Source organism: Mycobacterium sp. SMC-13 (assembly GCF_045311035.1).
GTDB lineage: Bacteria > Actinomycetota > Actinomycetes > Mycobacteriales > Mycobacteriaceae > Mycobacterium.
Window position 1 is genome coordinate 1 of the sequence record NZ_JBJIAI010000011.1, and the last position, 17,203, is coordinate 17,203.

19 protein-coding genes are annotated in these 17,203 nt (G+C 67.6%); 11 read left to right on the plus strand and 8 right to left on the minus strand.

The genetic code is table 11. The annotated features are described in order from the left end of the window. The first annotated feature begins 178 nt into the window (after positions 1-178). On the plus strand, positions 179-937 hold the full coding sequence (locus ACJH6I_RS17220) for an SDR family oxidoreductase (protein ID WP_318986023.1): 759 nt from the start codon (positions 179-181) through the stop codon (positions 935-937). 69 nt (positions 938-1,006) lie between these two features. Here the strand turns inward: ACJH6I_RS17220 and ACJH6I_RS17225 are convergent, their stop codons facing one another. Beyond that, positions 1,007-2,581: an MFS transporter gene (locus tag ACJH6I_RS17225; RefSeq protein ID WP_318985914.1), complete on the minus strand. Its 1,575-nt coding sequence runs from the start codon at positions 2,579-2,581 to the stop codon at positions 1,007-1,009. Positions 2,582-2,644: 63 nt separating this feature from the next. On the opposite strand from ACJH6I_RS17225, the gene ACJH6I_RS17230 reads away from it, so the two are divergent. Next, positions 2,645-3,295 carry a helix-turn-helix domain-containing protein gene (locus ACJH6I_RS17230; RefSeq protein WP_318985915.1) on the plus strand — a complete coding sequence of 217 codons (651 nt, stop codon included), beginning with the start codon at positions 2,645-2,647 and terminating at the stop codon, positions 3,293-3,295. 7 nt (positions 3,296-3,302) lie between these two features. Here the strand turns inward: ACJH6I_RS17230 and ACJH6I_RS17235 are convergent, their stop codons facing one another. Both ACJH6I_RS17235 and ACJH6I_RS17240 read right to left on the minus strand, forming a co-directional pair. After that, on the minus strand, positions 3,303-4,094 hold the full coding sequence (locus tag ACJH6I_RS17235; protein WP_318985916.1) for a thioesterase family protein: 792 nt from the start codon (positions 4,092-4,094) through the stop codon (positions 3,303-3,305). Continuing rightward, positions 4,091-4,924, minus strand: coding sequence for a RecB family exonuclease (locus ACJH6I_RS17240; RefSeq protein ID WP_318985917.1), 834 nt, complete (start codon positions 4,922-4,924; stop codon positions 4,091-4,093). The genes ACJH6I_RS17235 and ACJH6I_RS17240 overlap by 4 nt, the downstream gene beginning before the upstream one ends. Positions 4,925-5,044: 120 nt before the next feature. Between ACJH6I_RS17240 and ACJH6I_RS17245 the strand changes: the two genes are divergently transcribed. Next, on the plus strand, positions 5,045-5,872 hold the full coding sequence (locus tag ACJH6I_RS17245) for a tRNA (adenine-N1)-methyltransferase (RefSeq protein ID WP_053856389.1): 828 nt from the start codon (positions 5,045-5,047) through the stop codon (positions 5,870-5,872). On the opposite strand, the gene ACJH6I_RS17250 is transcribed toward ACJH6I_RS17245, so the two are convergent. From ACJH6I_RS17250 to ACJH6I_RS17260, 3 genes are read right to left on the minus strand one after another with little or no spacing between them, the layout of a single operon-like run. Next, the gene (locus ACJH6I_RS17250) at positions 5,869-6,162 is read right to left on the minus strand and encodes a DUF503 domain-containing protein (protein WP_318985918.1); all 294 of its coding nucleotides are present in this window, start codon (positions 6,160-6,162) and stop codon (positions 5,869-5,871) included. The genes ACJH6I_RS17245 and ACJH6I_RS17250 overlap by 4 nt on opposite strands. 7 nt (positions 6,163-6,169) lie before the next feature. Then, positions 6,170-6,733 carry a hypothetical protein gene (locus ACJH6I_RS17255; protein WP_318985919.1) on the minus strand — a complete coding sequence of 188 codons (564 nt, stop codon included), beginning with the start codon at positions 6,731-6,733 and terminating at the stop codon, positions 6,170-6,172. A 17-nt stretch (positions 6,734-6,750) separates the two neighbouring features. Next, on the minus strand, positions 6,751-7,257 hold the full coding sequence (locus ACJH6I_RS17260; RefSeq protein WP_318985920.1) for a hypothetical protein: 507 nt from the start codon (positions 7,255-7,257) through the stop codon (positions 6,751-6,753). Positions 7,258-7,425: 168 nt separating this feature from the next. Here ACJH6I_RS17260 and arc point away from each other — a divergent pair, with 168 nt between their 5' ends. Further along, on the plus strand, positions 7,426-9,264 hold the full coding sequence (gene arc / locus ACJH6I_RS17265) for a proteasome ATPase (RefSeq protein WP_374704280.1): 1,839 nt from the start codon (positions 7,426-7,428) through the stop codon (positions 9,262-9,264). A gap of 56 nt (positions 9,265-9,320) precedes the next feature. Here arc and ACJH6I_RS17270 read toward each other — a convergent pair whose 3' ends face one another. After that, a complete protein-coding gene (locus ACJH6I_RS17270) occupies positions 9,321-10,475 on the minus strand; it encodes a hypothetical protein (protein WP_293021207.1) in 1,155 nt (384 codons plus the stop codon). Positions 10,476-10,518: 43 nt separating this feature from the next. Between ACJH6I_RS17270 and dop the strand changes: the two genes are divergently transcribed. The 4 genes from dop to prcA all read left to right on the plus strand — a co-directional run bounded on the left by dop (position 10,519) and on the right by prcA (position 13,900). Beyond that, a complete protein-coding gene (dop, locus tag ACJH6I_RS17275; protein WP_293021209.1) occupies positions 10,519-12,027 on the plus strand; it encodes a depupylase/deamidase Dop in 1,509 nt (502 codons plus the stop codon). Between the two features lie 75 nt (positions 12,028-12,102). Next, entirely contained in the window at positions 12,103-12,297 is a 195-nt protein-coding gene (locus ACJH6I_RS17280; protein ID WP_064986355.1) for a ubiquitin-like protein Pup, read from the plus strand. Further along, the gene (gene prcB, locus ACJH6I_RS17285; protein WP_293021212.1) at positions 12,294-13,136 is read left to right on the plus strand and encodes a proteasome subunit beta; all 843 of its coding nucleotides are present in this window, start codon (positions 12,294-12,296) and stop codon (positions 13,134-13,136) included. The genes ACJH6I_RS17280 and prcB overlap by 4 nt, the downstream gene beginning before the upstream one ends. Further along, positions 13,136-13,900 carry a proteasome subunit alpha gene (gene prcA, locus ACJH6I_RS17290; RefSeq protein ID WP_293021213.1) on the plus strand — a complete coding sequence of 255 codons (765 nt, stop codon included), beginning with the start codon at positions 13,136-13,138 and terminating at the stop codon, positions 13,898-13,900. The genes prcB and prcA overlap by 1 nt, the downstream gene beginning before the upstream one ends. Here the strand turns inward: prcA and ACJH6I_RS17295 are convergent, their stop codons facing one another. Further along, complete coding sequence (locus ACJH6I_RS17295; protein WP_061001611.1) at positions 13,901-14,515, minus strand: TetR/AcrR family transcriptional regulator C-terminal domain-containing protein; 615 nt, start codon at positions 14,513-14,515, stop codon at positions 13,901-13,903. Positions 14,516-14,598: 83 nt separating this feature from the next. Here ACJH6I_RS17295 and ACJH6I_RS17300 point away from each other — a divergent pair, with 83 nt between their 5' ends. The 3 genes from ACJH6I_RS17300 to ACJH6I_RS17310 all read left to right on the plus strand — a co-directional run bounded on the left by ACJH6I_RS17300 (position 14,599) and on the right by ACJH6I_RS17310 (position 17,195). Then, the gene (locus tag ACJH6I_RS17300) at positions 14,599-15,582 is read left to right on the plus strand and encodes a nitrilase-related carbon-nitrogen hydrolase (RefSeq protein WP_053853861.1); all 984 of its coding nucleotides are present in this window, start codon (positions 14,599-14,601) and stop codon (positions 15,580-15,582) included. Beyond that, complete coding sequence (locus ACJH6I_RS17305; protein WP_061001610.1) at positions 15,579-16,610, plus strand: agmatine/peptidylarginine deiminase; 1,032 nt, start codon at positions 15,579-15,581, stop codon at positions 16,608-16,610. The genes ACJH6I_RS17300 and ACJH6I_RS17305 overlap by 4 nt, the downstream gene beginning before the upstream one ends. Before the next feature lie 105 nt (positions 16,611-16,715). Further along, on the plus strand, positions 16,716-17,195 hold the full coding sequence (locus ACJH6I_RS17310; RefSeq protein WP_061001609.1) for a hypothetical protein: 480 nt from the start codon (positions 16,716-16,718) through the stop codon (positions 17,193-17,195). The last annotated feature ends 8 nt before the right edge of the window (positions 17,196-17,203 follow it).

A 17,203-nucleotide genomic window follows, 5' to 3' on the forward strand; every position in this document is an offset into this window, starting at 1 on the left:
ATCGCAGATCTCAATCAGCGGCCCGAGGAAGTCCAGGCAGGCCGGGCGGCCAGTCCTTTCAAGCCGCACCACCAGGGGCCGGCACCACCATGGCAGCCATACCCGACCCACCCGGGTCACAGCCCAACGTAACGCTCATCAATACGAAGTAACTGCAACTACGAACTTAAGGACCATCATGAAAATTGTTGTCATCGGCGGCCGTGGGCTCATCGGCGCCAAGGTATCGACCATCCTCACCGCGCAGGGCCACGATGTGGTTACCGCGTCCCGCCGGTCGGGTATCGACGCACTCACCGGTGAGGGTCTCGCCGACGCGCTGGCAGGCGCGGATGTCGTCATCGATGTTTCCGACTCGCCATTGTTCGAAGACGAGGCGGTGATGCACTTCTTCACCACAACGACCAAGAATCTCCTGGCAGCCGAACGTGCAACCGGCGTAGGACACCACGTGGCACTGTCGGTCGTCGGGGCGCACACGACGCCTGATAGCGGCTACAACACTGCCAAAGGGGCCCAGGAAAACCGGATCAAGGATTCCGGCCAGCCGTACTCGATCGTTCGCGCTACGCCGTTCTACGAATTCGTGGGCGGCCTGGCCGACTCGGCCACCGATGGGGACGTTGTGACGTTGCCGCACGCCGCGTTTCGCCCAATCGCCGCCGACGATGTGGCGGCCGCCGTGGCCGGTGCCGCTGTTGGCAGCCCCACCAATGGGGTGGTGGAGGTTGTCGGCCCGGAAGTGATTGGGATGGACGACTTTGTCCGCACGGGTCTCGCGGCGGCCGGCGATCCTCGCCGGATCGTGACCGACGCCCGCGCGCCGTACTTCGGGGCAGTGATCGATGATCTCTCCCTCGCACCAGGTGACAACGCCACCATCTGCACGACACGCTTCTCCGACTGGCTCGACGCTCACTACCTTCGCCACTGCTAGACCCGGGTGGGTGGGTGAGCCGACGGCGGCGTGAGGGTCAATTGGGTCGTGAACGTCGGGCCCGGAAACCTACACCTGCTGCGCAACCGATGCGCGTGGCTCCGACTCATCCGAGGTGCTCGTCGCGACGACCGGAGGCTCAAATCGTCGTCCGGGTAGCGCAAAGACGCCGGCGGCAGCCGCGGCGTAGCACAGCGCTGCGACGACGGCGCACGCCGCGGTGATGCCACTGAGGAACGAATGTTGCACGGCGGCAAGGAGTTCGGGGTGTGCGGTGACGATCCCGAACGCGGTCGGCACGGAGTCGCCGGCCTCCTCGGCTCTCCCGGTCGCCGCGAAGGCGCTGTCGGCGAGACGGGCGCTGAAGATCGACGAGAAGAGCGAACCGACGATGGCCACGCCGAGTGTGGCACCCAGCTCGCGCGTGGCGTCGTTGACCGCGGAACCGATACCGGCGCGGGCGGGCGGCAGCACCAGCATGATGGATTCTGTTGCGGGAGTGGAGACCAGGCCGATGCCCAGGCCCATGAGCACCATCTGCGCAACGATGGTGGCCCAGTAGGGGGTGTCGGTGTCGATGGTGCCGGCAATCCAGGCCATCGCGGTGCCGAAGGACGCCAGCCCGCTGACCACGACGACGCGGGTACCGATACGCGGTGCGAGCAGTCCGCCGGCGATGGAGCCGATGGCGATGGAGCCCGCGACGGGCAGGATGCGGGCGCCGGTCGAGAATGGGCTGAATCCGCGCAGCACCTGGAAGTACTGCGTGATCAGGAAGATGAAGCCGGACAGTGCGAAGAAGGTGACGGCCACCGACGCACTGGCGGCGCTGAACCTGCGGTCGGTGAAGAGCCTGACGTCGAGCATGGGGTGCTCTGCGGCCTGCTCGATCGTGACGAAGGCCAGGGTCAGCGCCGCGGCAGCGACAAATCCGGACAGCGTCGCGGGGCTGTGCCAGCCGCGTGCCGGGGCTTCGATGATGGTGTAGACGAGCACCCCGAGGAGCGCGGTCGACGTGATCAGGCCCCGGATGTCGAGCGGCGGCACACCCGGGTCGCGCGATTCTGGCACCAGGAAGAACCCGAGAACCGCGGCCAGCAGCGCCAGCGGGATGAGCGCCCAGAAGACGCTGCTCCACGAAAAGTGTTCGAGCAGAAGGCCTCCGGTGACCGGTCCGGCGGCGACGCCGACGCCGACCACGGCGCCCCAACCGCCGAGTGCCGCCGCGCGTTGGCGGCGGTCGTCGAACGTGTTGGTGATGATCGACAGGGTGGTGGGGAAGATCAGCGCGGCGAAGACGCCCATGCCGAACCGCGCCGCGACGAGGGCTTCGGTGCTGGTGGACGCCGCGCCGATGCCGCTGGTGACGGCGAATCCGAGCAATCCGATGAGAAGCGCCGGGCGGCGGCCGTAGCGGTCCGACAGGCTGCCTGCGGCCAAGACGAGGGCCGCGAAGGTCAGGGTGTAGCCGTCGACGACCCATTGCAGGCCGCGGGTGTCGGCGTGCAGTTGGGTCGCGATGCTGGGCAGGGCGACATTGACGATCGTCACGTCGATGTTGATGGCCAGCACGGCGACGTAGACGGCGGCCAGGATGCCCGCCTTGCGGCGCGCAGGCCGAGTTGGTGATTGTTCGATGGTCATGGCCGCCGTCCCTGGAGATGGTTGATATAGTGAACTGTACTTTAAATTAGCAAGTGGGTGATGATGAGTCGAGACTACGGCCAGTACTGCGGGCTTGCCAGGGCGCTGGATGTGGTGGGTGACAGGTGGAATCTGCTGATCGTCCGCCAGCTCCTGATCGGCCCGGCACGCTTCGGTGAGCTGCGGGAGGGGCTGCCGGGGATCGCGACGAACCTACTGACCGACCGGCTCCGCGATCTCGAATCCGCCGGTGTGGTGGAACGGCGCCTGTCCGACGAGGCCAACGCGATCACGTACGCCCTCACCGACTGGGGTGCTCAGCTGCGGGAGCCCATCTACGCCATGATCCGGTGGTCGACGCCGCTGATGATCCGCGGCCCGGAGGGCGATTCCTTCCGCGCCGACGGACTGCTCCTGGCGCTGCCGGCCTTGTTGTCCACGCGTGTGCCCGGCGATCGGCCGACCACGGTGGGAATCGTGGTGGACGGTGTCGCCGTCCAACTGAGCGCGACCGGGTCCGGTATCGACGTCGGCTGGCCCGACGGCCGCCAGCTCGAAGCCGTGCTGACCGCCGAGGCTCAGATTGTGCTCGGGCTCGCGGCAGGCCTGCTCGCCCTCGACGACGTCGCGCCGCTTGTCGACATCACGGGCGACGTGGCGGCGTTGCGTGTTTTCTTCGACGCGCCCACGTCGGCGGTCGACGTCGGCAAGTGATCCCGACTCAGCGTCGCTGCACCAGCAGCGTCTGCGCTGACGTCCCGATGAAGCCCTGTTCGTCGAAGAGTTCGGCGGTGGTCGACCCGAGACCGTCGGGACCGATCGAACCGCGCGCCCGCAGGCAGAACTCCGAGCCGACAGGCGCGCGGTGCAGGTGCACCGTGGTGTCGGTGTTCATGAACATGAATTCGTTCGGATCCAGCGCGGCGCCAACGCCATTCGCGGAGTCGACGACCATCGCCAGCCGTTGCAGGTCGGTCGGCTTCTCGTCGTCGACCAACGAGACCAGCGGCTGCATCCACACGACGGCCGCGCCCGCGTCGTCGGGCTGCGGTACCCAGGTGACCGTCTCCAGATAGCCGGGCCGGCCCTGCCAGTGATGCCGGAAACCGGTGTCGGGCAACCGCTTCATCGGCGGGTAGCGGTCCAGGGCGGCGTCCCGTGTGTCGGTCGTCGCCAACAACCAGGCCGACATCCGCGCCACCGCACGTTCGGAACCGTCGCGCTGCGCGGCCGTCATCTCCGCGGTCATCATGCAGATCCGCGAACCAGGCCGCGACACCCACGCCCGAACCGCAACCGGCGCAACGGGAATGGCGCCGAGGATGTCGAGAGTCAGCCGGCCGACCTGCATGCCGCTGCCGGTGGCGAGCTCCTCGATCGACTTGGTCAGCAGCGCCAGGGGCGGCGACCCGTGCTGAATGCTCGAATCCCAGTTGCTGCCGGTGCCTTCGGTCGATTCGAAGCGTTGAACATCACCGTCGGCGTCGAGCCGACGGTAGTAGCAGTCGATCATGCGATTCCGAAACTGTCGGGCCAGCCCGGATAGGGCGGGGGAGTGCCGCCGAATGCGGGGCACAGGTCTTGGTGCGTGCACCAGGAACATAGCTTGGACGGGTTGGGCCGGAAGTCACCGGTCTCGCCCGACTTCTGGATGGCGTGCCAGATGGCCATCAGGGTCTTCTCGAACCGCTCCAACTCGGCCAGGTCGGGGCTGTAGTCGAGGACCTGGCCGTCGGCCAGGTACAGCAACCGCAGCCGCGCCGGCACCACGCCGCGCAGCCGGAGCAGGGCCACGGCATAGAACTTCATCTGGAACATGGCCTTGAACTCGGCCAGTGCGCGCGCCTCCGGCGGGGCCTTCCCGGTCTTGTAGTCGACGACCCGCAGCTCACCGGTCGGCGCGACGTCGATCCGGTCGACGAAGCCGCGCAGCAGGGTGCCGTCGGACAGCTCGACCTCGACGCGTTGTTCACAGCTCTGCGGGTCGAAGCGCGTCGGATCCTCGAGCCGGTAGTACCCCGACAGCAGGGCCCGCGCCTCTTTGAGCAGCGTCTCCCGCAGTTCGGGTGCGATCTCCTCGGCCAGCTCGGGCTTCTCCGCGACCACGGCGTCCCACGCCGGCGTGACCAGGGACAGCGCGGTCGCCGGCACCCGGTCGGTGGCGGGCAGTGCGTACAGCTGCTCCAAGGCGGCGTGCACCAGCGAGCCCCGCAACTGCGCGGTCGACGGTGGCTCCGGCAGCCGGTCGATGGCCCGGAACCGGTAGAGCAGGGGGCACTGTTTGAAGTCGCCGGCGCGCGACGGCGACAGCGCCGGCCGCCGGGTGGGGACGGTGGCGGTCATGCGCGATCCGCCTTCGGCTCCTCGATGGCGGTACTCATGCCAGCAGCTTAAGTGGGGGCCACGACAAAGTTGCCGAACCCCGGCCGACTGCCGGGACGGGTCGGCTGGCAGGCTGGCCCGGTGAGAATCACCGGACCCTTCACCGTCGGCGACCGCGTCCAACTGACCGATGCCAAAGGCCGGCACTACACGATGGTGCTGGCGACAGGTGGGGAATTCCACACCCATCGCGGCATCATCGCCCACGATTCGGTGATCGACCAGCCCGAGGGCAGCGTCGTGAAATCCACCAACGGTGACCCGTTCCTGGTGCTGCGCCCGCTGCTGATCGACTACGTCCTCTCGATGCCGCGCGGTGCGCAGGTCATCTACCCCAAGGACGCCGCGCAGATCGTGCACGAGGGCGACATCTTCCCGGGGGCAAGAGTTTTGGAGGCCGGCGCCGGTTCCGGTGCGCTGACGTGTTCGCTGCTGCGCGCCGTCGGCCCGGGCGGTTCGGTGACGTCCTACGAGGTGCGCGACGACCATGCCGTGCACGCAGTGCGCAACGTCGAGACCTTCTTCGGCGAGCGGCCGGAGAACTGGAACCTCGTCATCGCCGATCTCAACGACTACGACGGCGGCGAGGTCGACCGCGTCGTGCTCGACATGCTCGCGCCGTGGGACGTGCTGGAGACGGTGTCGAAGGCGCTGGTCCCGGGCGGCGTGCTGATCGTCTACGTCGCGACCGTCACGCAGTTGTCGAAGACCGTCGAGGCGCTGCGTGAGCAGCAGTGCTGGACCGAACCGCGGTCGTGGGAGTCGCTGCAGCGCGGCTGGGACGTCGTCGGACTCGCGGTGCGCCCGCAGCACTCGATGCGGGGCCACACCGCGTTCCTGATCAGCGCGCGCCGTCTCGCACCGGGTGCGGTGACGCCGCAGCCGCTGCGGCGCAAGCGCAACATCTAGTCCTCGCTGTTGGCGAGGCCGCGCCGCACGGACAGCAGTTCGATCTCCGGGCGGCCCGCGACCTGGCGTTCGGCGGCATCGAGAACCTCGACGACGTGATGGCGGTCAGCCGCGACGACGGACACCCCGATGGCCGCCCGCCGGTGCAGATCCTGATTGCCGCTCTCGGCCGCGGACACGTAGAACTTGCGCTGCAGTTCGGCGATGATCGGCCGGATCACCGAGCGCTTCTCTTTCAGCGAGTACACATCGCCCAGCAACAGGTCGAATTCCAGCCACCCGACCCACATGAACGGCTCAGCGGCCAGGTGTCGGCGGAGCACCCGGAGCGCCCGTAGCACCCGGAGCGACCGAGGCGCCCGGCCCGCCCGGCTGCCCCAGCTTGAGCAGCAGATTGGCGGTTTGCCGGTTCAGCTGCCAGGCGTCCCGGATGGGACTGAACTCCATGGGGAACGTGAACTTGTTGTCCGGCGCGGCGACCGAGCTGATGGTGATCGTGGCGATGATGTCGCCCGGCTGCCCGGCCGACCACAGCAGGTCCGTCGCCGTCACGTTCATCGGATTGAAGCCGTTGTCGCGCAGCGCCCTGGTGAAGTTGTCCAGCCCGGCCTGATCCTCGGCGGTGCCGTATTGGATCAGTCCGATCTTTTGTGCCGACGGCACCGCGGGGTCGGCGATCTTGTACAGCACGGCGGTGATCGCGTCCGGCGGCGGCAGCGGCGCTGCCTCGGGCGCCTTGGCGTCGGTGGTCAGCAGTGAACGGGGCATCGGGTCGGCCGGCGGCTCGACGTGTTCACTGCACCCGGCCAACCCGATCGCCGCCACGACGACGGCGATCAGGGTTCCTCGGGTCGGATTCACCGGGCTGGTCCTGGCGCCTACTTCACCGACGACAGCAGGGCCATGGCCGACCCCTTGGACAGTTGCCAGCCGGTGGGGCTGGGGCCGGCGACGAAGGTCAGCGGCTGCGATGCGGTGGCACCGGTGGCGGCGGTGGCGGTGACGTTGGCCGTCGCGGTGCCGTCTCCGAGGTCATCGATGTCGGCAACGGCGAAGCTCAGGGGGAACACGCCCTGCTTCACGGCGTTGCTGTAGGCCCGGTCGGCGGTGATCGCCTCGAGCCGTCCGACGCCACCCTGGATGTAGCTGCCCTTCGACCCGGCGAAGCTCCCGGCGGCCGTCAGCCCGTTGAGCGTCGAGACCAGCGACGACTGCAGGCCCGGCGCGGGCGCCTGCGGCAGCGGGACCTGGCGGACGACCGGCGCGACCGCGGTCGACGTGCCGGTGGTCGGGATGGCCGTCTGCGAAGCCACGGTCGTACCGACTGCTGCGGCGCCGACGAGGGCGGTGGCTGCGATGCCGGTGACGAGGGATTTGACGATCACTGCGGTCCTTTCGATGAGCCCGACTCGGGTATGAGGTTAACAGCGCGGTCAGAGGGACACCCGTGTGTCGCAATTCCTTCGACGCCCACGATCGGCAGATCGCCGGTAGCGTTGAGGTATCCGCCGCACCAACTTCCGGTGTGGGAAAGGAGCAGCAAGATGTCTGAAATGGATCGCCCGGACGCCTTCGGCAGCCCGGGCACATCTCGTCAGAACCCCATGTCCAGCACCGATGCCGCCGAGTTGGCGCGGCTTCGCAGCGAGACGGCGGCGCTGCGAGAGCAGCTCACGAACGCGGCCGCGACGCATCGCGGACCGCGTGACGTGCAGCAACTCGAAGCCCGCATCGATTCGCTGACGACCCGCAACGGCAAGTTGATGGACACGCTCAAAGAGGCGCGGCAGCAGTTGCTGGCGCTCCGTGAGGAAGTCGATCGGCTGGGGCAGCCGCCCAGCGGGTACGGCGTCCTGCTGCTCACCCACGACGACGACACCGTCGACGTCTTCACCTCCGGCCGCAAGATGCGGCTGTCGGTGTCGCCGAACATCGAGGTGTCCGAACTCAAGCAGGGCCAGACCGTCCGCCTCAACGAGGCGCTGACAGTGGTCGAGGCCGGCTCGTTCGAGTCGGTCGGCGAGATCAGCACCCTGCGCGAAATCCTGAACGACGGGAAGCGTGCCCTCGTCGTCGGCCATGCCGACGAGGAGCGCATCGTCTGGCTCGCCGAGCCGCTGATCGCGCTCGAATTCCTCGACCCCGAGGTCGCCGAGGTGCTCGAGGGCGTCGACGACCTGGCCGACGAGCGGGCGCGCAAGCTCCGCCCGGGCGACTCGCTGCTGGTCGACAGCAAGGCCGGGTACGCCTTCGAGCGCATCCCCAAGGCCGAGGTCGAGGACCTGGTCCTCGAAGAGGTGCCCGACGTCGCCTACAGCGACATCGGTGGCCTGACGCGGCAGATCGAGTTGATCCGCGACGCCGTCGAGCTGCCGTTCCTGCACAAGGACCTGTACCGGGAGTACGCGCTGCGGCCGCCGAAGGGCGTGCTGCTGTACGGCCCTCCTGGTTGCGGCAAGACGCTCATCGCGAAGGCCGTCGCCAACTCGCTGGCGAAGAAGATGGCCGAGCTGCGCGGCGACGACGCCCGGGAAGCGAAGAGTTACTTCCTGAACATCAAGGGTCCCGAGCTGCTCAACAAGTTCGTCGGCGAGACCGAGCGGCACATCCGCCTGATCTTCCAGCGGGCTCGCGAGAAGGCCTCCGAGGGCACCCCGGTGATCGTGTTCTTCGACGAGATGGACTCGATCTTCCGTACCCGTGGCACCGGCGTCAGCTCCGACGTCGAAACCACCGTGGTGCCACAGCTTCTCAGTGAGATCGACGGTGTCGAAGGCCTGGAGAACGTCATCGTCATCGGCGCCTCCAACCGCGAGGACATGATCGACCCGGCCATCCTGCGGCCCGGCCGCCTGGACGTGAAGATCAAGATCGAGCGGCCGGACGCCGAAGCGGCGCAGGACATCTTCTCGAAGTACCTCACCGAGGAACTGCCGGTGCACGCCGACGACCTCGCCGAGTTCAACGGCGATCGCGCGCTGACCATCAAGGCCATGATCGAGAAGATCGTGGACCGGATGTACGCCGAGATCGACGACAACCGCTTCCTCGAGGTCACCTACGCCAACGGCGACAAGGAGGTCATGTACTTCAAGGACTTCAACTCCGGTGCCATGATCCAGAACGTCGTGGACCGGGCCAAGAAGTACGCGATCAAGTCGGTGCTGGAAACCGGGCAGCGCGGTCTGCGGGTGCAGCATCTGCTGGACTCCATCGTCGACGAGTTCGCCGAGAACGAGGACCTGCCCAACACCACCAATCCCGATGACTGGGCACGGATTTCGGGCAAGAAGGGCGAGCGGATCGTCTACATCCGCACGCTGGTCACCGGCAAGAGTTCGTCGGCCAGCCGGGCCATCGATACCGAGAGCAACCTGGGGCAGTACCTGTAACAGGACAGCAGGTGTGGGGGCCGTGCGCGCAATACTCCGGAATTGCGCACACGGCCTCACGCATGTCTGAGGTCGGCGAGGTAGCGGTCCCGTGCGTCGAGCCGGCGGCGCAGGCTGTCGACCTGTGGGTCGACGAACTCGGCGCGGTACTCGGCATCGGTCGTGGTGCGCGCCGTGATGTACATGAAGGTCAGGGCGCCCAGGAAGAGCGTCGTCTGGATCAGTGACTCCGGAATGGGCAGTGTCATGCCGAAGATGGTGCCGTCGGGCGAGCCGTTGCCCCGCGTCCATTCCGCCAGCAGCTTCGGGCTGATGAGGATCAGGCCGAGCACCAGGAAGATGAAGGCCGTCACCAGCGCGACGATCAGCAGTTGCAGCACCTGCGACATGGCCAGGACGAACACGACGTTGACACGTTCGATGCGCGACAACGGGATTCGGTGCGCGGGCGCGGGCAGGTGCACGAACGGGGTGTCGGCCAGTACCGCGTCCTGGGCCTCGGGGGCGTCAGGCGCCGACGCCGTCAGGATCGGCCGGACCCGGTCGATGGTGGTCGCGATGACGAATGCCACGGCGATGAGCGACAGAAAGCCCAGCGCGGACCACAGCCGGGCCCGGCTGATGATGGCTGCCATCAGCCAGACGTAGGTGTTGAAGAACACCAGCACCGTCAACAGCATGATCGGTAGGGCGCGCACGAAGAGGCTGCCCACGAGTGTCAGGTTGTGCGCCGTGGTGTCCAGGGCCCAGCCCAGGATCGAGCCGATTCCGGTCGCGGTACAGATCAGGATGACGGCGACGATCACCCCGACGTAGATCAGATTGCCGCCGACTTTCGGACCGGGACCACCCAGCACCGCGCCGACGGCGCACACGGCCACCGACACCACGGCCACGCCGGCACGATTGCGCCACGACGCGATGCGCGACACCAGCCAGCCCGCCAGCGCGGCCACCGGCGCCACCAGCAGGAGCAATGCCAGGACGAACCATTCGGTCCGGGTGGGCTGGCCCTCGATGTTGATGGTGTGTTTTCCGGTGACGGCGGTGACGAGGATCGAGTTGGCCATGAACACCGCGAACGCGGCCAGCGCCGGGGCCGAGCGTTGCCACAGCCGTCGCACCAGCGCCCCTGGACGCAGCACCGCGGGCAGCCCGCGCCGCAGAAACCAGGTCTCGGCGGCGACCCGGTCTGCCGGTGATGTGGTCATGCGGCTAATCGTCGCGTATCGACAGCCGTCTAGTCTTGGCGGCATGCAACGGATCATCGGAACTGAGGTCGAATACGGCATTTCGTCGCCGTCTGATCCGACCGCGAACCCGATCCTCACGTCCACCCAGGCGGTGCTGGCGTACGCGGCGGCCAGCGGCATCCAGCGGGCCAAGCGCACGCGGTGGGACTACGAGGTCGAGTCCCCGCTGCGCGACGCGCGTGGCTTCGACCTGAGCCGCTCCACGGGCCCGGCCCCGATCGTCGACGCCGACGAGATCGGCGCGGCCAACATGATCCTCACCAACGGCGCCCGCCTGTACGTCGACCACGCCCACCCGGAGTACTCCGCTCCCGAGGTCACCGACCCGATGGACGCGGTCATCTGGGACAAGGCCGGCGAACGCGTCATGGAGGCCGCGGCCCGCTACGTCGCCAGCGTCCCGGGCGCGGCCAGGCTGCAGCTGTACAAGAACAACGTCGACGGCAAGGGCGCGTCGTACGGCACGCACGAGAACTATCTGATGAGCCGGCAGACGCCGTTCAACTCGGTGATCGCCGGGCTGACGCCGTTCTTCGTGTCCCGCCAGGTCGTGACGGGTTCCGGCCGGGTCGGCATCGGGCAGTCGGGGGACGAGCCGGGATTCCAGCTGACGCAGCGTGCCGACTACATCGAGGTCGAGGTCGGGCTCGAGACGACGCTCAAGCGCGGCATCATCAACACCCGCGACGAGCCGCACGCCGACGCCGACAAGTACCGCCGGCTGCACGTCATCATCGGTGACGCCAACCTGGCCGAGACCTCGACGTACCTCAAGGTGGGCACCACGTCGCTGGTGCTCGACCTCATCGAGTTCGGGCCGGCCGAGGGCATCGACCTGTCCGACCTGGCGCTGGCGCGCCCGGTGCACGCGGTGCACGTCATCAGCCGGGACCCGTCGCTGCGCGCGACCGTGGCCCTGGCCGACGGCCGCGAGCTGACCGGCCTTGCGCTGCAACGCATCTACCTGGACCGGGTGGCCAAGCTGCAGGAACGCCGCGATCCGGACCCGCGCGCGGACCACGTCCTGGAGACCTGGGCCCACGTGCTGGACCTGCTGGAACGCGATCCGATGGAATGCGCCGACCTCCTGGACTGGCCGGCCAAGCTGCGCCTGCTGGAGGGCTTCCGCCAGCGGGAGAACCTGAGCTGGAACGCCCCGCGCCTGCACCTGGTCGACCTGCAGTACTCCGATGTCCGGCTGGACAAGGGCCTGTACAACCGCCTGGTGGCGCGCGGCTCGATGAAGCGTCTGGTCACCGAGCAGCAGGTGCTCGACGCGGTGGAGAACCCGCCCACCGACACCCGGGCCTACTTCCGTGGCGAGTGCCTGCGCCGGTTCGGTGCGGACATCGCCGCGGCCAGCTGGGACTCGGTGATCTTCGACCTCGGCGGCGAGTCGCTGGTGCGGATTCCGACGCTGGAACCGCTGCGCGGAAGCAAGGCCCACGTCGGTGCGTTGCTCGATTCAGTGGACAGCGCGGTCGAGTTGGTGGAACAGCTCACGACGTAAACGCTTGTGTTCCCGGGGAACCCGGGCGCGGACCGGTAGTGTGAAGTCAGAGAATCGAGCAATCAGGAGGCGGCGATGGCTCAGGAACAGACCAAGCGCGGTGGCGGCGGCGGCGAGGACGACGACCTCTCCGGCCCGTCTGCCGCAGGTCAGGAACGTCGCGAGAAGCTCGCTGAGGACACCGACGACCTGCTCGACGAGATCGACGACGTGCTGGAAGAGAACGCTGAGGACTTCGTGCGCGCATACGTCCAAAAGGGCGGCCAGTGACGGCAGCGTTCGGGCCTTTCTCTGATCGACTGGATGTCACCTCACCCCACCTGAACCTGTCCTCGTTTTCGGACTTTCTCAGCCGGCAGGCGCCCCACCTGCTGCCGGTGGTGGGGGATGCTGTGGCCTCTGGTGCGGACCTGCCCCACGGCACGACGATCGTCGCGATCAAGTACCCCGGTGGTGTGCTGATCGCGGGCGACCGGCGCGCCACGCAGGGCAACATGATCGCCAGCCGTGACGTGCAGAAGGTGCACATCGCCGACGACTACACCGCGACCGGTATCGCCGGCACCGCGGCCATCGCGGTGGAGTTCGCGCGGCTGTACGCCGTCGAACTCGAGCATTACGAGAAGCTCGAAGGCGTGCCGCTGACGTTCCGTGGCAAGGTCAACCGGCTGGCCATCATGGTCCGCGGCAATCTCGGCGCGGCCCTGCAGGGCTTCGTGGCGCTGCCGCTGCTGGTGGGTTACGACCTCGACGACTCCGACCCGGGCAATGCGGGCCGCATCGTCTCGTTCGACGCCGCCGGCGGCTGGAACATCGAGGAAGAGGGCTACCAGTCGGTGGGCTCGGGCTCGCTGTTCGCCAAGTCGTCGATCAAGAAGCTGTATTCGCATGTGACCGACGCCGATTCGGCGCTCAAGGTCGCCATCGAGTCGCTGTACGACGCTGCCGACGACGATTCGGCCACCGGCGGACCGGATCTGACACGTGGCATCTATCCGACCGCGGTACTGATCGGTGCCGAGGGCGCCGAAGAGGTCACCGAGGAGCGTATCGCCGCGCTGGCCCGGGAAGTCATCGCCAACCGGACCCGCGCGAGAGGTAATGCCTGATGAGCTTTCCGTATTTCATCTCGCCCGAACAGGCGATGCGGGAACGTTCCGAGCTTGCGCGCAAAGGCATTTCGCGGGGTCGCAGCGTGGTTGTCCTGGCTTACGACGGGGGCGTGCTGTTCGTGGCGGAGAACCCGTCGCGCTCGCTCCAGAAGGTCAGCGAGCTGTATGACCGCGTCGGTTTCGCGGCGGTCGGCCGGTTCAACGAGTTCGACAACCTGCGTCGCGGCGGCATCCAGTTCGCCGACACCCGTGGCTACGCCTACGACCGGCGCGACGTCACCGGCCGCCAGTTGGCCAACGTCTACGCCCAGACCCTCGGCACCATCTTCACCGAGCAGGCCAAGCCCTACGAGGTCGAGCTGTGTGTCGCCGAGGTCGCGCATCACGGCGAGACGAAAGCTCCTGAGCTGTACCGGATCACCTACGACGGGTCGATCGCCGACGAGCCGCATTTCGTCGTCATGGGTGGTACGACCGAGCCGATCATCGCCGCGCTCAACGACTCCTACCAGGAGAACGCGAGCCTGGCCGACGCGGTGAAGATCGCCGTCGACGCGCTGCACGCCGGGGCCGGCGATCGCGTGCTGGGGGCAGCGACGCTCGAGGTCGCGATCCTCGACGCCAAGAAGCCGCGCCGCGCGTTCCGCCGGATCACCGGTGCGGCGCTGGATGCGGTTCTGCCGAAGACCGAGGCGGAAGCTGAGGACGGGGACAAGGCCACCGACGGCGAGAGCAAGCCCGAGGGCGACGCGGCCGAGTAATCACTCGGCCGACGGGACCGCCGCCAGTCCGCGGAGTAGCACTCTGACGCCGAATTCGAAGGCGTCATCGGCGCGTTCGGGTTTGGTGGTGCCGGTGGCCAGTGCGGCCGCGAATTCCGGTGCGACATCGGCGCCGGCCTGCCACGGTTCGTCGGGCGCGGCGACATCGAGCGCCGAGCCCAGCACGAACGAGTCGATCAGGGTGATGGCCCGCAACGTGTCCGCGGGATCGAACCCGGCCCGGTCGAACGCGACGGCCAGCACGTTGTACATGGTGAGGGCGTGGTCGCTGTTCACCGCGTGCGAGGTCAGTAGGGGAATGAGCCGCGGGTAGCGGGCATAGCTCTGGCGGTAGGACCGCATGATGTCGGCGACGACGTCGGTCCACGGCCGCTGCGGGTCGTCGGCGGGCAGCGCGACGTCGGACATGGCCCGCTCGCGCAGGAGTTCGACGATCTGTTCCCGTCCGGCGACGTGGTTGTACAGCGATGACGGGCTGACCTTGAGGGCCCGGGCCAGTTCAGGCACGGTGAAGCCGCCGGTCTTGTTGACCAAATCCATTGCTGCATTGGCGATGCGATCCGTGGATAGCAGCGGTTTGGAGGGGCGGCCCATGGAATCTTTCTACTACCTCTTTACAAGCACGGGTAAGTGGGGCCACAATAAAACGAATCAAATTCGTTTTAGGAGTCCAGCTGATGATCACCCTGACCGCCACCGCACCCGAGTCGCTGTCCCGCAGCACCGAGTCGACGCGCCCGCCGGTGCGGGTCGGCCTGGTGCAGCACCGCTGGCGTCCCGATGCCGATGAGCTCGCCAAGGTGCTGCGTGACGGCATCGACCGCGCGGCCGGAGAGGGCGCCGCGCTGGTCTGCCTGCCGGAGATCACCCTGCTGCGGTATCCCGCCGACACCCCGGCCGGCCCGAACCCGGGGGATACCGCCGAAGATCTCCTCGACGGACCGACGTTCGCACTCGCCGCCGAGGCGGCCCGCGCCAACGGCATCTTCGTGCACGCGTCGCTTTACGAAAAGTCGCCGGCGGCAGACGGTTTGGGCTTCAACACGGCGATCCTGGTCTCCCCGTCGGGCGAGCTCGCCGGCCGGACCCGCAAGATGCACATCCCGATCTCGGCGGGCTACTACGAGGACACCTACTTCCGGGCCGGTCCTGCCGAGGGCAACCCGTACCCGGTCTACGAGCCGGAGGGACTCGGCGCCAAGCTCGGAATGCCGACGTGCTGGGACGAATGGTTCCCCGAGGTGGCTCGCAACTACTCGCTCGGCGGTGCGGAGATCGTCGTCTACCCGACGGCCATCGGATCCGAACCGGTCTTCCCGGCGTTCGACACGCAGCCGCTGTGGCAGCAGGTCATCGTCGCCAACGGCATCAACAGCGGCCTTTTCATGGTGGTGCCCAACCGAATTGGCGACGAGGGCACCGTGACCTTCTACGGCTCGTCGTTCATCTCCGACCCCTATGGCCGGGTGCTGGTGCAGGCGCCGCGCGACGAGGAGGCGGTGCTGGTCGCCGATCTGGACCTCGACCAGCGCCGCGACTGGCTGGAGCTGTTCCCGTTCCTGCTGACCCGCCGGCCCGAGAGCTACGGCGCGCTGACCGCACCGGTCGACGCGCAACGTCCGTACGGCGCCGGCCACGAGGCCACCGCGGTGGTGAAATGACGAACTACGTGATGCCTGCGGAGAGCGCACCACAGGACCGGGTGTGGATGGCGTTCCCGTCCGAAGGATATTCCTTGGGGGACAACGAAACCGAACACCACGAGGCGCGCTCGACATGGGCTGCCGTGGCCCACGCGGTGCTGGAGTTCGAGCCGGTGACCGTCGTGGTTGACCCCGCGGAGACGGCTGCCGCGCGGCGGTATCTGTCCGCCGAGGTCGACATCGTCGAGGCGCCGCTCAACGACGCCTGGATGCGCGACATCGGCCCGACCTTCGTGCACGCCGCCGACGGTTCGGTGGCCGCGGTGGACTGGGTGTTCAACGGCTGGGGCGGCCAGGACTGGGCACGCTGGGATCGTGACGCGAAAATCGGTGCCGCCGTGGCTGGTTGGGCCGGCGTTCCGGTGATCAGTTCGGCGTTGGTCAACGAGGGCGGCGGTATCCAGGTCGACGGGCAGGGCACGGTGCTGGTCACCGAGACCGTCCAACTCGACCCCGGCCGCAATCCCGGCGCCACCAAGGCCGACATCGAGGCCGAACTGGCCCGCACCCTCGGCGCCACCCACGCCGTGTGGTTGCCGCGTGGTCTGACACGCGACTCGGAGCGCTTCGGCACCCGCGGACACGTCGACATCGTCGCGGCCATCACGTCACCGGGGCGCCTGCTGCTGCATGCGCAGCGCTCCGATGTGCATCCGGACCACCTGGTGTGCAAGGAGATTCGCGAGGCCCTCGCCGAGACCTGTGACGCCGCGGGCCGGCCGTGGGAGATCATCGAACTTCCCGCACCGGACCTGCTGACCGATGCCGAGGGCTACGTCGACTACAGCTACATCAACCACCTGGTGGTCAACGGCGGCGTCATCGCGTGCGCGTTCGGTGATCCGCGCGACGCCGACGCGGCGGCGATCCTGGCCGAGCAGTATCCCGGCCGGCGCGTGGTCAGCGTCGACGCGCGGCCGCTGTTCGAGCGCGGCGGCGGCATCCACTGCATCACGCAGCACCAGCCGGCGGCGATGGGCGAGTAGCAGCCCTGTTGGTGCCCCTTCCCATCGGCAAGATTTGCTCCTAACCTCTTGATTCAGTCACCTACGTCAGGAGGAGCCATCAAGAGTCGCTTTGCTGCACTCGCTTTGGCCGCCATCGTCGGCCCCGTGGTGCTGACGGGCTGTGTCGTGGAGACCGACCGGATCGCCAGCGAAACGGTTCGTGAGAATCTGGAGAAACGGCGGTCGGCGTCATCGACCCCGACGACCACCACCCGGGACAACAAGTCGAAGTTGCTCGGGATCGACATGCCGGCGGCTACCTGGCTAGTTCAGAGCAGCTACAGCAAGACCTCGTCACGTGAGGCATGGGGCTACAAGGGCGACCGCCTGGACTCGCGGAAAGACATCCCGATCCGAAACACGATATTTGCGGTGGCCGATGGCGGTCTGCTGCGTAAAGGATGGCAGCAGTGCACCATTTACACCGGCGGCCCGTACTCATGGATCAAGCCCGGAACCGATGAATTCATCACCATGAGATTCATGGCTGGTCCTCCGACCATTGCCAACGTGCTCTGGCAGAACTGGCGTGACGAGCAGTGCAAGGGCAGGGTCACGGGCTAGAAGCCGAC

What these genes read in the sequence shown, in the direction of transcription:
- ACJH6I_RS17230 (WP_318985915.1), top strand. Translation starts at nt 2,645, where the DNA reads ATGAGTCGAGACTACGGCCAGTACTGCGGGCTTGCCAGGGCGCTGGAT.
- prcA (WP_293021213.1), top strand. Translation starts at nt 13,136, where the DNA reads ATGAGCTTTCCGTATTTCATCTCGCCCGAACAGGCGATGCGGGAACGT.
- ACJH6I_RS17300 (WP_053853861.1), top strand. Translation starts at nt 14,599, where the DNA reads ATGATCACCCTGACCGCCACCGCACCCGAGTCGCTGTCCCGCAGCACC.
- ACJH6I_RS17270 (WP_293021207.1), bottom strand. Translation starts at nt 10,475, where the DNA reads ATGACCACATCACCGGCAGACCGGGTCGCCGCCGAGACCTGGTTTCTG.
- ACJH6I_RS17220 (WP_318986023.1), top strand. Translation starts at nt 179, where the DNA reads ATGAAAATTGTTGTCATCGGCGGCCGTGGGCTCATCGGCGCCAAGGTA.
- ACJH6I_RS17225 (WP_318985914.1), bottom strand. Translation starts at nt 2,581, where the DNA reads ATGACCATCGAACAATCACCAACTCGGCCTGCGCGCCGCAAGGCGGGC.
- ACJH6I_RS17240 (WP_318985917.1), bottom strand. Translation starts at nt 4,924, where the DNA reads ATGACCGCCACCGTCCCCACCCGGCGGCCGGCGCTGTCGCCGTCGCGC.
- ACJH6I_RS17235 (WP_318985916.1), bottom strand. Translation starts at nt 4,094, where the DNA reads ATGATCGACTGCTACTACCGTCGGCTCGACGCCGACGGTGATGTTCAA.
- ACJH6I_RS17280 (WP_064986355.1), top strand. Translation starts at nt 12,103, where the DNA reads ATGGCTCAGGAACAGACCAAGCGCGGTGGCGGCGGCGGCGAGGACGAC.
- dop (WP_293021209.1), top strand. Translation starts at nt 10,519, where the DNA reads ATGCAACGGATCATCGGAACTGAGGTCGAATACGGCATTTCGTCGCCG.
- ACJH6I_RS17250 (WP_318985918.1), bottom strand. Translation starts at nt 6,162, where the DNA reads ATGTGGGTCGGGTGGCTGGAATTCGACCTGTTGCTGGGCGATGTGTAC.
- arc (WP_374704280.1), top strand. Translation starts at nt 7,426, where the DNA reads ATGGATCGCCCGGACGCCTTCGGCAGCCCGGGCACATCTCGTCAGAAC.
- ACJH6I_RS17295 (WP_061001611.1), bottom strand. Translation starts at nt 14,515, where the DNA reads ATGGGCCGCCCCTCCAAACCGCTGCTATCCACGGATCGCATCGCCAAT.
- ACJH6I_RS17305 (WP_061001610.1), top strand. Translation starts at nt 15,579, where the DNA reads ATGACGAACTACGTGATGCCTGCGGAGAGCGCACCACAGGACCGGGTG.